The following is a 13,296-nucleotide window of genomic DNA, read 5'->3' as shown; positions in this document are numbered from 1 at the left end:
CACGCGCAAAGCAGGCTGAATGGGCCGTAAAGAAACGCAAAAGACGCGAAAACGCGCATTTTTATGACGCAGTACACAGTTTTCAATTTCGCTATTTCTCGTTTATGCTCGTTAACGATAAATTCACATCAACCCTACATTAAAAGCTGGGCGACTCATGGATGAGAACAAAAACTGATAAAATTTAACCTCGCTTCAGGAATGCCATTATGAGTCAAACAACTAACACACTAACAGGTCAGTGCATCGCCGAATTTATCGGCACCGGTTTGATCATCTTTTTTGGTGCCGGCTGCGTTGCCGCACTGAAATTGGCCGGTGCTGCGTTCGGTCAGTGGGAAATTTGTATCATCTGGGGCTTAGCGGTTTCCATGGCGGTCTATCTGAGCGCCGGTGTTTCAGGCGGGCATCTTAACCCAGCGGTGACTATCGCGCTGTGCCTGTTCGCAAACTTTGAAGGCCGTAAAGTCGTACCCTATATTCTGGCGCAGGTTGCCGGCGCCTTCTGCGCTGCCGCGTTGGTTTATGGTCTCTACTACAATTTGTTCCTGGATTACGAAACAGGTCATCAGATGGTACGTGGCAGCGTTGAAAGCCTCGACCTGGCCGGCATCTTCTCTACCTATCCAAACCCGCACATCAGTGTTGGTCAGGCGTTCCTGGTTGAGATGGTGATTACCGCCGTACTGATGGGCGTCATTATGGCGCTGACCGATGACGGCAACGGCGTACCACGCGGCCCGCTGGCACCGCTTTTGATTGGTCTGCTGGTAGCCATTATCGGTGGTGCAATGGGCCCGCTGACCGGCTTCGCACTTAACCCGGCGCGTGACTTCGGTCCAAAACTGTTCGCCTTCTTCGCCGGATGGGGCAACGTCGCCTTCACCGGTGGCAAAGATATTCCTTACTTCCTGGTTCCGATTTTTGGCCCGCTGGTCGGCGCTTGCCTCGGTGCCTGGGGTTACCGTTCACTGATTGGCCGTCATCTGCCAGTTAACGTGGCGGAAGCCAGCACAACAGAAAAACCGGTTGCGCGCGCTCAGCAGCGTAAAGCGTAAGTTTCATCGATACATCATCAGGAAAGCACAATGACTACGACTGATAAAAAATATATTGTCGCGCTCGATCAGGGCACAACCAGCTCACGTGCCGTAGTGCTCGATCATGACGCGAACATCGTCGCCGTTTCACAGCGTGAATTTACCCAGATCTACCCGAAAGCGGGTTGGGTTGAGCATGACCCAATGGATATCTGGGCGTCACAAAGCTCAACGCTGGTTGAAGTGCTGGCACATGCCGACATTAACTCCGATCAAATCGCGGCGATTGGTATCACCAACCAGCGTGAAACCGCCATCGTGTGGGATAAAGAGAGCGGCAAGCCTATCTACAACGCCATCGTCTGGCAGGATCCACGCACCGCAGATTACTGTAACAAGCTGAAGAAAGAGGGACTGGAAGAGTATATCCAGCACACCACCGGTTTGGTGATTAACCCTTACTTCTCCGGCACCAAAGTGAAGTGGATTCTTGACCACGTTGAAGGCGCACGTGAACGTGCTAAACGCGGCGAACTGCTGTTTGGAACCGTTGATACCTGGCTGATTTGGAAAATGACGCAAGGGCGTGTGCACGTAACCGATCACACCAACGCCTCACGTACCATGATGTACAACATCCACAAGCTGGAGTGGGATGAGCGCATGCTGGAGATCCTCGATATTCCGCGTGAAATGCTGCCGGAAGTGAAAGGTTCTTCAGAAGTTTACGGCCAGACCAACATTGGTGGTAAAGGCGGTACGCGTATTCCCATCGCCGGTATCGCGGGTGACCAACAGGCGGCGCTGTACGGCCAGCTGTGCGTACAACCGGGTATGGCGAAAAACACCTACGGCACCGGCTGCTTTATGTTGATGAACACCGGCACCGAAGCCGTAACCTCAACGCACGGCCTGCTGACCACCATCGCCTGCGGTCCACGCGGCGAAGTGAACTATGCGCTGGAAGGTGCGGTGTTTATCGGTGGTGCGTCAATTCAGTGGCTGCGCGACGAGATGAAGCTGATCAGCGATTCCACTGACTCCGAATACTTCGCGTTGAAAGTGAAAGATAGCAACGGTGTTTACATGGTGCCTGCCTTCACCGGTTTGGGCGCGCCCTATTGGGACCCGTATGCACGCGGTGCGATCTTCGGTCTGACGCGCGGTGCAAATGCTAACCACATCATCCGGGCCACGCTGGAATCGATTGCTTATCAGACGCGCGACGTGCTGGAAGCGATGCAGAACGATGCCGGCACCCGCCTGCAATCGCTGCGCGTTGATGGCGGTGCGGTAGCCAACAACTTCCTGATGCAGTTCCAGTCCGACATTCTCGGCACACGCGTTGAGCGTCCGGAAGTGCGTGAAGTGACTGCGTTGGGTGCGGCATATCTTGCTGGCCTGGCAGTCGGCTTCTGGGGCGATCTGGATGAAGTCCGCGAGAAAGCGGTGATTGAGCGTGAGTTCCGTCCAAGCATCGAAACCACCGAACGTAACGTCCGCTACGCAGGCTGGAAGAAAGCCGTGGCACGTGCGAAAGCATGGGAAGACGAAGAGTAAAATCCTGCTGACCCGCGGCGCCCCCTGCCGCGGGTTTTCCCCCCGTCCCCCTCCCCCGCTGTGTTAAACTGCCCGCCTGTTTTTTGTCAGGTGCAACCATGAAACGAGAACTCGCGTTTGAATTTTCCCGCGTGACCGAAGCCGCCGCTCTGGCGGGCTATCACTGGTTAGGACGCGGCGATAAAAATGCGGCCGACGGCGCAGCCGTTCACGCCATGCGCATTATGCTTAACACTATCGATATCGACGGCCAGATTGTGATTGGCGAGGGCGAAATCGACGAAGCGCCAATGCTGTATATCGGTGAGAAAGTCGGTACCGGTCGCGGCGACGCGGTAGATATCGCCGTCGATCCGATTGAAGGCACGCGCATGACGGCGATGGGCCAAGCCAATGCGCTGGCGGTGCTGGCGGTCGGCGATAAGGGCAGCTTCCTGCACGCACCTGATATGTACATGGAGAAGCTGATTGTCGGGCCCGGCGCACGCGGCGCCATCGACCTTAATCTGCCACTCGATATTAATCTGAAAAACATCGCGCTGGCACTGGGCAAGCCGCTCAGCCAGCTGACGGTATCGATTCTGGCTAAACCACGCCACGATGCGGTGATTGCTCAGCTGCAACAGCTCGGCGTGCGCGTGTTCTCCTTCCCGGACGGCGATGTGGCGGCTTCAATTCTTACCTGCATGCCGGACAGCGAAGTGGATGTGATGTATGGCATCGGCGGCGCGCCGGAAGGGGTGGTATCGGCGGCGGTTATCCGGGCGATGGATGGCGACATGCAGGCACGCCTGCTGGCACGTCATCAAGTGAAAGGCGATAGCGAAGAGAATCGTCGCTTAGGTGAGAATGAGCTACAGCGCTGCGCCGAGATGGGCATTGAAGCGGGTCAGGTGCTGAAGCTGGATCAGATGGCGCGTAACGATAACGTGATCTTCGCCGCCACGGGCATCACCACCGGCGATTTACTGCAAGGCATCACGCGTAACGGCAACATCGCCACCAGCGAAACGCTGCTGGTGCGCGGCAAATCACGCACTATTCGCCGCATCCAGTCGATCCACTATCTCGATCGCAAAGACGCGGCGCTGCATCAATTTATCCTGTAATCGCCTGCTTGCCGCTCTCCGGATGACGTGAGAGCGGCCACCAGCACAGCAGCATCACCAGCGACGTCACAAACATCAACATGCCGAGGCTGGATTGGTCGTGCTGCGGCAGCAGAGCAGAAAGCCACGCTACCACGCCGGAACCCAGGTTCTGCAACCCCCCAATTAACGCTCCAGCGCTGCCCGCCAGCCATGCATACGGCTCCATCGCACCCGACGTTGCCAGCGGGAACAGCATGCCGGCGCCAAAGAAAAACAGCGCAGCCGGCACCAACAGCGTCCAGATATTCATCACGCCAAACCAGGCGGGAACCCACATCAATAAGCCCGCCAGCAGGCAGCTATTGACGCCATACCACATTAGCGTGTGCCAGGATTTCTGCTCGCGTCCGGCAAACCAGGCGCCAAAGAACGCCGCCGGAATCGGCAGGATAAACAGGATGCTGACGGTCAAACCATCCAGACCTAAAACACCGCCCATCAGCACGCCGCAGCTGGCCTCGAATACTGCGATGCCTGCCAGCGCGCCAATCAGCAGCAGCAGGTAACGTACGAAATTGCCGTCACTCAGCAGGGTGGCATAACGCTTCAGGAATGGCGTAGCAGGTGTATCAACGGGACGGGTTTCCGGTAACCAGCGCGCCATCGACGCGGTAACGCCAACACACAGCAGCAGCAGGAAGGCGAAACAGGCGTGCCAGCCAAACAGATGCGTCAGCAGCGCGCCAATCACCGGCGCCAGCAGCGGGCTAACCAGAATACCCATATTGAGTAAACTGTTCGCCTGGCGCAATGCAATACCAGAGTAAAGGTCACGCGGCATGGTGCGCGCCATCACGCCGGCCACGCCGGTACCTAAACCTTGCACCGCGCTGCCCAGCACCAGAATATCCAGTGAGGGCGCGAACATGGCGATCAAGGCACCAATGGCAAAGATCGTCATGCCGATAAGGATCACCGGACGTCGACCAAAGCTGTCCGAAAGCGGGCCGTAGATCAGCTGCGATCCACCGTAGGTCATCAGATAGGCGGCCATCACCTGCTGAATGGCACCGCTGCGCACATTGAGCGTCTCTGCCATGTTGGCCATCGCTGGCACATAGATGGTTTGCGCCATCTGCCCCACCGCCACCAGCACGATCAGCATGAATAACAGAAAGCGATTTTGCGTTTTACTTATCAACATGGAACAAAATGTCTGCCTGAGAAACAAAGAATAAGCAGCACAAAACAGGCTGCCTCGGATTTATGGCGGCAAAAATATCAGGATTCAGTGACAAATCGAGAGGCACCGGCAAAGCTGTAGTGTCTTAAGCCGTCAAGGTTGACGTCCAGATTGTAAACCGGCCGCTACAGTTGCTGATCTGTGCGCTGCGTTTGTCGCTGAGAGCCCTTTGCCCGAGCATGGACTGGAAATCCGTTAGGCCGATGGCGATGATGTACCTACACAATCAAGATTAAGGAGCCAACATGGCAGAGTGGATCAATGCTGAAGTGAAAGAGGTAAAAAACTGGACCGATGCACTGTTCAGTCTGCGCGTCGAAGCGCCCATTGATAGCTTTACCGCAGGTCAGTTTGCCAAGCTGGCATTAGAAATTGACGGCGAGCGTGTGCAGCGCGCCTACTCTTACGTCAACGCGCCCAAAGATTCGCTGCTGGAGTTTTATCTGGTTACCGTGCCGGAAGGCAAACTGAGTCCACGCTTGCAGGCACTGCAGCCCGGCGAGCAGGTGATGATTACCAAAGAAGCCGCAGGGTTCTTTGTACTCGACGAAATTCCTGACTGCCAAACGCTGTGGATGCTGGCCACCGGCACGGCGATTGGCCCCTATTTATCGATTCTGCAACAGGGCGAAGATCTGGAGCGTTTCGACAATATTGTGCTGGTGCACGCTGCCCGTCTCGCGGATGACCTGAGCTTCCTGCCGTTAATGCAGCAGCTGCAGCAGCGCTATCAGGGCAAACTGCATATTCAGACCGTGGTAAGCCGCGAAGAGATCGCCGGTTCGCTGCACGGCCGCGTACCGCAGTTGATTGAGAGCGGCGAACTGGAGCGCGCGGTTGGCTTGCCGCTCACGGCAGAAACCAGCCATGTGATGCTGTGTGGTAATCCGCAAATGGTGCGCGATACCCAACAATTGCTAAAAGACACACGTGAGATGCGCAAGCATTTCAAACGTAAACCCGGGCATATGACCAGCGAGCATTATTGGTAAGAGGCGCGAGGCGAAGATTGTCAGATTTTTCCCAATGTGGGTTTTGACTTTCCCCGGTAAAAACCGTTCTAATCGTGGGCTAAGTGAATGATTTAGGGCCGAAGCAATGAAGAACCTGCCAGTCGCGCTGCTGCTTGGCCTCGCACTGACATTTCCCGCCTGGGCGGAGGACGCACCTGCACTGGATCGTAGCGATCATCTGCCTGCTGCGCCCTATCTGCTCGCGGGTGCGCCGACGTTCGATATGACCGTTGCGCAGTTCCGTGAAAAGTACAACGCCGCCAATCCCAATGAACCGCTGCAGGAATATCGCGCCATTGATAGTCGCGGCGATAAAAGTAACCTGACGCGTGCCGCCAGTAAAATCAGCGAAACGCTGTATGCTTCAACCGCGCTGGAGCAAGGCACCGGCAAAATTAAAACCCTGCAAATCACCTGGCTGCCGGTTCCCGGTCCCGATATGAAAGCGGCGCAGGCACGTGCCATGGATTACATGACTGCCCTGCTGCGTTTCTTCATCCCCGGTTTGTCGGCCGAAGATGGCCGCAAAAAGCTCGATTCTCTGCTGAGCGCCGGCAAAGGTGCGCGTTATTTTGCCCGCACCGAAGGCGCACTGCGCTTCGTGGTCGCAGACAACGGCGACAAGGGTTTAACCTTCGCCGTGGAGCCGATAAAACTGGCGCTCGCTACGCCCTGATCACACCGGCAAAAATGACGAAAAGCAAAGCCAGCAACCCATTTGATCTCTATACTGTCTCGCAGACATCGCTGCCCGATGGCAGCGCTATTTCATGAATCGCGTTATGCGGAGGAAAGAATGCGACATCCACTGGTTATGGGTAACTGGAAACTGAACGGTAGCAAGCAGATCACCAAAGAGCTGATTGAAGGCCTGCGCAAAGAGCTGTCTGGTGTTGATGGTTGTGGCGTCGCGATTGCACCGCCAGCCATCTATCTGGACCTGGCGAAACACGCCATTTCCGGTAGCCACATCGCTCTGGGTGCTCAGAACGTCGACGTTAACTTGTCTGGCGCATTCACTGGCGAAACTTCCGCAGACATGCTGAAAGACGTTGGCGCGAAATACATCATCATCGGCCACTCTGAGCGCCGTACCTACCATAAAGAGAGCGATGAGTTCATCGCGAAGAAATTTGCCGTCGTGAAGGAAGCGGGCCTGGTACCCGTTCTGTGCATCGGTGAAACCGACGCAGAAAACGAAGCGGGCCAAACGCAAGAAGTGTGCGCACGTCAGATCGACGCCGTGCTGGAAATGCAGGGCGCAGCAGCGTTCGAAGGCGCGGTCATCGCTTATGAGCCAGTTTGGGCCATCGGTACCGGCAAATCCGCTACGCCAGCGCAGGCTCAGGCCGTGCACAAATTTATTCGTGACCACATCGCGAAGAAAGACGCTGCCATCGCACAGCAAGTGATCATCCAGTACGGCGGTTCGGTAAACGACAAAAACGCCGCTGAGCTGTTCACCCAGCCAGATATCGATGGCGCGCTGGTTGGCGGTGCTTCACTGAAAGCCGATGCTTTCGCCGTGATCGTGAAAGCCGCAGCCGCTGCGAAAAACGCGTAAGTTTTGGATGTATGATGAGGCGGCTGATTAGCCGCCTTTTTTATGTCACCTGAAATGTCGACCTTACAAAATCCCGCATTGATGATCCTGCAGCTCTTCCGCCGAACCGCTGTTCAGCTTGAGCCAGTTGCGTTCTAACGCCAGCAGCGCTAAGCGACCATCCGGCAGCTGCGCCAGCGCCAGGCCATATTTCCCCATCTCGGTGCGCGCGTGAGGCACTTCGTTTGCCAGACGGATAAACGCACTCTGCTGCGCCAGTTCTGCTGTTGAAAGCGTACGTATCAGGTAACGATGCTTGCGCAGCGTTTCGCTTTGCCACTGCGCGTTAAGCCTCGGCGCCAGGGCATCAAGTTGCTGACGCACATCCGGTCGCAGACAAGAGATGTGAATATGCAGCTGATTCTGCGTACGCCCGTATTGCGCATTGATTGCCAGCGACAGCGCGCTATCTGATATTGGCGCGCCGTGCTTCTGTGCAAGTAATGTCCGTTGTTGCCAGGCGTCGGCAAACAGATTCGGCGTAGACGGCTCAAGAATGATGGGACTTTCCATGCCGCTGATTTTTTCGATCGGCATCAGTAGATACTGCAACGGACCGTTGAGATCTTTCAGCGTGACGTAACCCTGCGCACTGTTCACCTGCTGGCAAGGCGCGGGTTTGCCGCTGGCGGCCATGCCAGGCACGCATTTCTCGCTAATGATCTGCCACAAGGCGTTGGAATTTTTCTGGAAATGAATGGCGGCGGCAATCAATCCGACAATCAACAGCACCAATAGTGCGGTAAGTAACTTCAGGGTACGACGACTGCCCTGCATAGCCCGATTCCTCTGTTCATCACCTGCCAGCATCCTCGCCTGGCAGGTGATGAAAGTCACGGACTAATCCTCGGCGCCACGCAGGATGGCATCGAGTTTTTCCGGCTGCAGACGAATCTGCGCCGCACGACGATGTGCCTGCATGCCTTCGGTACGACTTTGACGCACCGCAGGCGCGGCGATGGCCGCGATACCCTGATCGTCAATCCATTGATGCGTACAGGTTTTCAGATAGGCGCCCACCCACAACCCGCCGGTATAGCGCGCCGCTGCCATGGTGGGTAACGTGTGGTTAGTACCGCAGCACTTATCAGAGAACACCACGCTGGCATTTTGACCGATAAACAGCGATCCGTAGTTGCGGATACGCGCCGCCAGCGCATGGGGATCGCGAGCATGGATTTGCAAATGTTCGGTGGCGATCTCATCGGTGTAGGCCACCATCGCATCTTCGTCGGCGCACAATACAATCTCGCCCTGTCTTTGCCATGCTTCACCAGCCGTCTTCGCCGTCGGCAGCGATGACAGCTGCGCCTCAATTTCACGCAAGGTTTCATGCGCTATGCGCTCGCTGGTGGTGGCCAGCCCTACGCGAGTGCGCACATCATGTTCCGCCTGCGCCAGCAGATCCGCCGCCAGCACGCGTGGATCGGCACTATCATCGGCCACAATAAAGATTTCGCTTGGCCCTGCCAGCGCATCAATACCCACTTTGCCAAAAACCTGACGCTTGGCCTCATTGACGAAGGCGTTACCCGGTCCAACAATTTTGTCCACTGCCGGCAGCGATGCGGTGCCATACGCCATCGCGGCAATCGCCTGCGCGCCGCCAACTTTAAAAATACGGTGTGCCCCGGCTAAATGGCAGATAGCAATCATCGCCGGATGCGCGCCCGGTGGCAGGCAGGCAATAATGTTGTCGCAGCCCGCTACGACCGCGGGCACGATGGACATCACCGGTGCGGAGAGAATCGGATAGCGTCCGCCCGGCACATAGCAGCCCACGGTTTCGATAGGAATGATGCGATGCCCCAAATGCACGCCGGGCAGCGTTTCAATCTCTAGCGGCTGCAGTGTTGCACGCTGGGCTTCGGCGAAGCGGCGCACCTGGGCGATGGCAAATTCACTGTCGTGGCGAGTTTGAGCGGCCAGTTGTGTGAGCGCCTGCTCGATCTCCGCTGCCGAAACTTCCAGCTGTTCCGGCGCTACCCCATCAAATTTCAGTGAATACGCCTGCAGCGCCGCATCACCATGCTGGCGCACATTGCTGATAATGTCGCTTACCGTGGCGATCAGGCTGGCATCGGCCTGCGCATCTTCGCCTGCGGGTTGCTTAATAAACTGCACGCGTTGCTTACTCATGCTTCCGTCTCCGCCAGTTGGCCCAATTTGATCTGCGCCAGCATCGCCAGATGATCGTAAACCACCCACTCATCCACAATTTTACCGTTTACCACGTGATAGTGGCTCATGCCCATCACCAGCAGACGCTGCCCGGTCGGCTTGCCCAACTCGCCATAGCCCAGATGATGTCCTTCCATCATCCAGCGCACCGCCACTTTAGTGCCGCCTTCTTCACACGGATTGGAGCAAATATGCTGCGGCATCCACGCGCCGTCAGGGATCATGCCGATCAACGCCAGCGTCTGGTGGATCACCGAGGCCTGACCATACAGCTCTTTCATCAGCGGGCCGTGCCACTGCACATTACTGGCGTAAACGTCTTTCACTTTGCCCAGCATGCGTTTGTTGTAGATCTCATGCAGCCAGCCCAGCACCTGGGCCTCGGTATCGCTGTGCGCCAGCGTATAATCCGGGTCGCTTTCCGGCGGATATTGCCCCAGCAGGCGACGGTTTTCGCCAATCTCCGTCAGGCGGAAACCTTTATCAAACTGCTCTTTCGCCATGTTGTAGGCGATCTGATCGGTATCCAGTCCCAGCTGACGCATCAGCGACATGTTGTCGCTCACCACCCATTCGCGGTAGATCTTGTTTTCCAGAATCATGCAGTCCGCGACGGTACGCGTGGTGAAGGTTCGGTTGGTCGGCTTACCGTACTGGCTTGGCTGCGTGTGTCGACCGCTGCCGGTGACCAGATGCGAAGTGTAAAAACCGTCAACATCGTTGCCGTTCCAGATCACCTGCGTTGCCATGCCACGTCGCTCCGGGAAAGCCACCAAGCGCTGCAGCGTATCCAGCACCACCTGTTCACGGGTATAAATTGTGCCTAGCGCGTTATAGAGCACGCAGTTATGGGTGTAATGGCTGTAGATCAGTCCGACATCACGCTCATCCCAAATCTTGTGGGTGCAACGCACAATGTAATCAACAATATCGGTATAGCAGGGATCGAAACCGCGCATCGGCTGTACTCGCGCACGGTTTTCTGGAACCAGATCGACAAAATCCCGTCGCTCAACCTGCAAAACCGGTTCGACCTGGGTACGTGCTGAGGTTTTTTCTGCGCTCTTTTCACTGGCGGTGGCTTTATTAGCCGTGTCCGTTGTAGACATAAACACTCCTGCTTTTGACGAATTAAGGGTGAGCGCGGTCCTCGCAATCAAGCGCTGCCGATTCACCCGGCTGAATTCAGGGTGCAGAACGCCGTCGGTAATTAAGGGAATTAATTACCGTGACGTAACGCGTTATTTAAAAGTGCTGGTTATTCAGTTGAGTAGCTGCAACCAGATTGAGAGTTCATCGATACCTAAATATTCCCGCATAATTACGCCATCACGTAATTCCAAATGTGAAATTCCGGAAATACACACCGGCTTACGGGACGGTGGACCAAACTTTCCGTAGCCATCATGCCAACTCAACAGTGACCAGCGCAGGCTGATGCGCACCGGTTCGTTGGCATCGCGCCGCACCACCAAATGATGCAGCTGTGTTTCGCTGTCAGCGAATGAGGCGCGATAGCCAGAAAGGAAGCTGCCAATCTCCTGCTCGCCGGTAAAGCTGCTGTGGCCCGGACCGTGCAAGGTGGCGGCGGGATGATAAACGCCTGGGACTACCCCACTGTTGCCGCCCGCCCACATGCTGAGATAGCGCTCAATCAAGCCGGCCAGCGCGCCCTCCGCATCATCACCATCCGGGCCGCCCGCCCAACGCGCTTCCAGCTCTTCAGGTGCCGGCATCTCCAGTCCTTGCTGTTGGCGCATCTGCGTTAGATGCTGAGCAAACTCCGCTACGTTGACGCCAATCTGCGCCAAAATCCCTGCGCGATCCTGTAACAGCCACTCTTGTTCCACCAGGCCATCCCGGCAAATACGATCGGCGAAGGTGCGCACCCATAGCGTTTTGCCACTCGGCGCGCCAAAGAAACCTTCACCCAGATGCTGAATGCGTGCCTGGGTGCGTTGCGAGGCGTACCAACACGTATCGCCTTCACGAGCGGCGAGAATATCTTCTGTTAGTACCTGACGCTGCGGGAAACAGTGCAGCGCTTCCAGGGTCAGGCGCATAAAATCGCTTAAGTCAGTTAACCGCTTTTCCGGCGTGTGAAAGACCACCGGTGTGGCATAGAAGTCGGCCAGCTGCCCGATGTCCTTCTGCTCCCACACCACGTGAGTTAGCGTCAGGACGAACTGCTGAATAGAATCAAACTGGGGACTGAAACCCGGCAATCGCATTACTCAACCTCCTCAGAACGAAATAGCAGCTGGCCGTTCTCTTCTACCACGCCGTGACGCGGACGCCGTGCGGAGTGGCGCACTACCAACGTGCCGGGAATAACAATTTGCTCAGGTGCCATCACCGCACTGTCGATTTGCTGCATCAGCAGGCCAATCGTACGTTGCACCATCACTTCAACCGGCTGGCAGATGGAGGTCAGCGCATATGAAGGCCAGCCCGCGGGCCCAACATCGTCATAACCCACCACTGACACATCCTGCGGAATGCGCAAGCCGAACTCGTAGCGCGCCACATCCATAACCGTCAATGCCATATGGTCGTTAACCGCAAATACCGCATCAGGTGGCGTGGTGCTGCTGAACAGTTGACGTGCCGCCTGCGCGGTGTGCTCACTGTCGTTATGGCCTGCAACGACGGTGACATCAACATCACGTGCATTGAGTGCATCGCGGAAGCCGTCCAGCCGTAGCTGATTCACCGAAGCGTTATCAGCGCCAGAGATGCAAGCAAAACGTTGATGTTCGCCCGCCAGCAGAAATTCGGCGATCTGCCGTGCGGCGGCGCGGTTATCGGTATTCACACTCGACGCCATCTCGCTTTCGGCGGTGCGATTGAACAGCACCACGGGAATACCGGCACCGTGACACTCTTCCGACAAGGCATCGGACAACGCGCCAGACGCCAGCACGATGCCATCTACGCGGTACTGCATAATCTGATCGAAAATGCGGTCAACATTGCTGTCACGATCGCTAACGAACAGCAGCAAATGATAGTTAAGCGCATCCAGTTCCCGTCCCAGCGCTTCCAGCACATGCGGATAAAACGGGTTATCGAAACAGGAGATCACCACGCCAACAATGCGTGAGCGTGCGGTGTTCAGCGACCGCGCCAGCGCATTGGGTCGATAACCCAGCTCTCGGGCAGATTGCAGCACCTTTTCACGCGTGGCGGGTGAAATACTGGCTCCCGGCGTGAAGGTACGCGACACCGCAGACTGTGAAACGCCAGCATGCTGCGCAACTTGTTGTGAGGTCACTGGACCGAAGGTCTTACGTTTCATGGTGTTATCTTCCTGTTTAGCACACTGATGCGCGGGTGACTGCTGAGCATTGTAGCCAATTTCACCAGCCGGACTCACCTGCTTCGGTGTGTGTTTTTTACTCTTACACCAGTTTTGCATGCGTATGCAACACTCAATAACTTTTTTTTCACAATGCCACAGCGACACTTTACAAAGTTGTAATCATTTCGTAACTTCGGCCGTTGAATACGTATTCAAAGAGTGCAAAATTAGCGACCCGGACTCAGGATGAAACCCGCGTTTTTA

General features: G+C 56.1%; 12 protein-coding genes. 6 read left to right on the top strand and 6 right to left on the bottom strand.

Features of this window, described 5'->3' with window-relative positions; all coding sequences use genetic code 11:
* Positions 1–209 precede the first annotated feature (209 nt).
* The 3 genes from AC790_RS09535 (at position 210) to glpX (ending at position 3,709) form a co-directional block, all read left to right on the top strand.
* Positions 210–1,058, top strand: coding sequence for an MIP/aquaporin family protein (locus tag AC790_RS09535; RefSeq protein ID WP_007885383.1), 849 nt, complete (start codon positions 210–212; stop codon positions 1,056–1,058).
* Between the two features lie 30 nt (positions 1,059–1,088).
* Positions 1,089–2,600, top strand: a complete 1,512-nt coding sequence (glpK, locus tag AC790_RS09530) for a glycerol kinase GlpK (RefSeq protein ID WP_007885381.1) — start codon at positions 1,089–1,091, stop codon at positions 2,598–2,600.
* A 98-nt stretch (positions 2,601–2,698) separates the two neighbouring features.
* Positions 2,699–3,709: a class II fructose-bisphosphatase gene (glpX, locus tag AC790_RS09525; protein WP_049851600.1), complete on the top strand. Its 1,011-nt coding sequence runs from the start codon at positions 2,699–2,701 to the stop codon at positions 3,707–3,709.
* Here the strand turns inward: glpX and emrD are convergent.
* A complete protein-coding gene (gene emrD, locus AC790_RS09520) occupies positions 3,699–4,895 on the bottom strand; it encodes a multidrug efflux MFS transporter EmrD (protein WP_007885374.1) in 1,197 nt (398 codons plus the stop codon). The genes glpX and emrD overlap by 11 nt on opposite strands.
* A gap of 284 nt (positions 4,896–5,179) precedes the next feature.
* Here emrD and fpr point away from each other — a divergent pair, with 284 nt between their 5' ends.
* From fpr to tpiA, 3 genes are all read left to right on the top strand, one after another.
* Positions 5,180–5,926: a ferredoxin--NADP(+) reductase gene (fpr, locus tag AC790_RS09515; RefSeq protein WP_007885373.1), complete on the top strand. Its 747-nt coding sequence runs from the start codon at positions 5,180–5,182 to the stop codon at positions 5,924–5,926.
* Between the two features lie 106 nt (positions 5,927–6,032).
* The gene (locus tag AC790_RS09510; protein WP_049851599.1) at positions 6,033–6,623 is read left to right on the top strand and encodes a YiiQ family protein; all 591 of its coding nucleotides are present in this window, start codon (positions 6,033–6,035) and stop codon (positions 6,621–6,623) included.
* A 120-nt stretch (positions 6,624–6,743) separates the two neighbouring features.
* Positions 6,744–7,511, top strand: coding sequence for a triose-phosphate isomerase (tpiA, locus tag AC790_RS09505; protein WP_049851598.1), 768 nt, complete (start codon positions 6,744–6,746; stop codon positions 7,509–7,511).
* Positions 7,512–7,574: 63 nt separating this feature from the next.
* Here tpiA and AC790_RS09500 read toward each other — a convergent pair whose 3' ends face one another.
* From AC790_RS09500 to AC790_RS09480, 5 genes are all read right to left on the bottom strand, one after another.
* Positions 7,575–8,327 carry a CDP-diacylglycerol diphosphatase gene (locus tag AC790_RS09500; protein ID WP_049851597.1) on the bottom strand — a complete coding sequence of 251 codons (753 nt, stop codon included), beginning with the start codon at positions 8,325–8,327 and terminating at the stop codon, positions 7,575–7,577.
* A gap of 63 nt (positions 8,328–8,390) precedes the next feature.
* Positions 8,391–9,689 (bottom strand): histidinol dehydrogenase, encoded by a 1,299-nt coding sequence (gene hisD, locus AC790_RS09495; RefSeq protein WP_049851596.1) that lies wholly within the window; start codon positions 9,687–9,689, stop codon positions 8,391–8,393.
* Positions 9,686–10,840, bottom strand: coding sequence for an ester cyclase (locus tag AC790_RS09490; RefSeq protein ID WP_049851595.1), 1,155 nt, complete (start codon positions 10,838–10,840; stop codon positions 9,686–9,688). The genes hisD and AC790_RS09490 overlap by 4 nt, the downstream gene beginning before the upstream one ends.
* Positions 10,841–10,993: 153 nt before the next feature.
* Positions 10,994–11,962, bottom strand: coding sequence for a nuclear transport factor 2 family protein (locus AC790_RS09485; RefSeq protein WP_007885358.1), 969 nt, complete (start codon positions 11,960–11,962; stop codon positions 10,994–10,996).
* Positions 11,962–13,029, bottom strand: a complete 1,068-nt coding sequence (locus AC790_RS09480) for a LacI family DNA-binding transcriptional regulator (RefSeq protein WP_007885356.1) — start codon at positions 13,027–13,029, stop codon at positions 11,962–11,964. Before AC790_RS09480 ends, AC790_RS09485 begins: the two co-directional genes overlap by 1 nt.
* Positions 13,030–13,296 lie beyond the last annotated feature (267 nt).

It is taken from the genome of Pantoea sp. RIT-PI-b (genome assembly GCF_001187905.1).
GTDB classification, from domain to species: domain Bacteria; phylum Pseudomonadota; class Gammaproteobacteria; order Enterobacterales; family Enterobacteriaceae; genus Pantoea; species Pantoea nemavictus.
This window is presented reverse-complemented; position numbering and strand designations above follow the sequence as displayed.

Excerpts from the sequence above, each read along its gene's own strand:
- AC790_RS09535 (WP_007885383.1), top strand. The coding sequence starts at position 210 with ATGAGTCAAACAACTAACACACTAACAGGTCAGTGCATCGCCGAATTT.
- glpK (WP_007885381.1), top strand. The coding sequence starts at position 1,089 with ATGACTACGACTGATAAAAAATATATTGTCGCGCTCGATCAGGGCACA.
- glpX (WP_049851600.1), top strand. The coding sequence starts at position 2,699 with ATGAAACGAGAACTCGCGTTTGAATTTTCCCGCGTGACCGAAGCCGCC.
- emrD (WP_007885374.1), bottom strand. The coding sequence starts at position 4,895 with ATGTTGATAAGTAAAACGCAAAATCGCTTTCTGTTATTCATGCTGATC.
- fpr (WP_007885373.1), top strand. The coding sequence starts at position 5,180 with ATGGCAGAGTGGATCAATGCTGAAGTGAAAGAGGTAAAAAACTGGACC.
- AC790_RS09510 (WP_049851599.1), top strand. The coding sequence starts at position 6,033 with ATGAAGAACCTGCCAGTCGCGCTGCTGCTTGGCCTCGCACTGACATTT.
- tpiA (WP_049851598.1), top strand. The coding sequence starts at position 6,744 with ATGCGACATCCACTGGTTATGGGTAACTGGAAACTGAACGGTAGCAAG.
- AC790_RS09500 (WP_049851597.1), bottom strand. The coding sequence starts at position 8,327 with ATGCAGGGCAGTCGTCGTACCCTGAAGTTACTTACCGCACTATTGGTG.
- hisD (WP_049851596.1), bottom strand. The coding sequence starts at position 9,689 with ATGAGTAAGCAACGCGTGCAGTTTATTAAGCAACCCGCAGGCGAAGAT.
- AC790_RS09490 (WP_049851595.1), bottom strand. The coding sequence starts at position 10,840 with ATGTCTACAACGGACACGGCTAATAAAGCCACCGCCAGTGAAAAGAGC.
- AC790_RS09485 (WP_007885358.1), bottom strand. The coding sequence starts at position 11,962 with ATGCGATTGCCGGGTTTCAGTCCCCAGTTTGATTCTATTCAGCAGTTC.
- AC790_RS09480 (WP_007885356.1), bottom strand. The coding sequence starts at position 13,029 with ATGAAACGTAAGACCTTCGGTCCAGTGACCTCACAACAAGTTGCGCAG.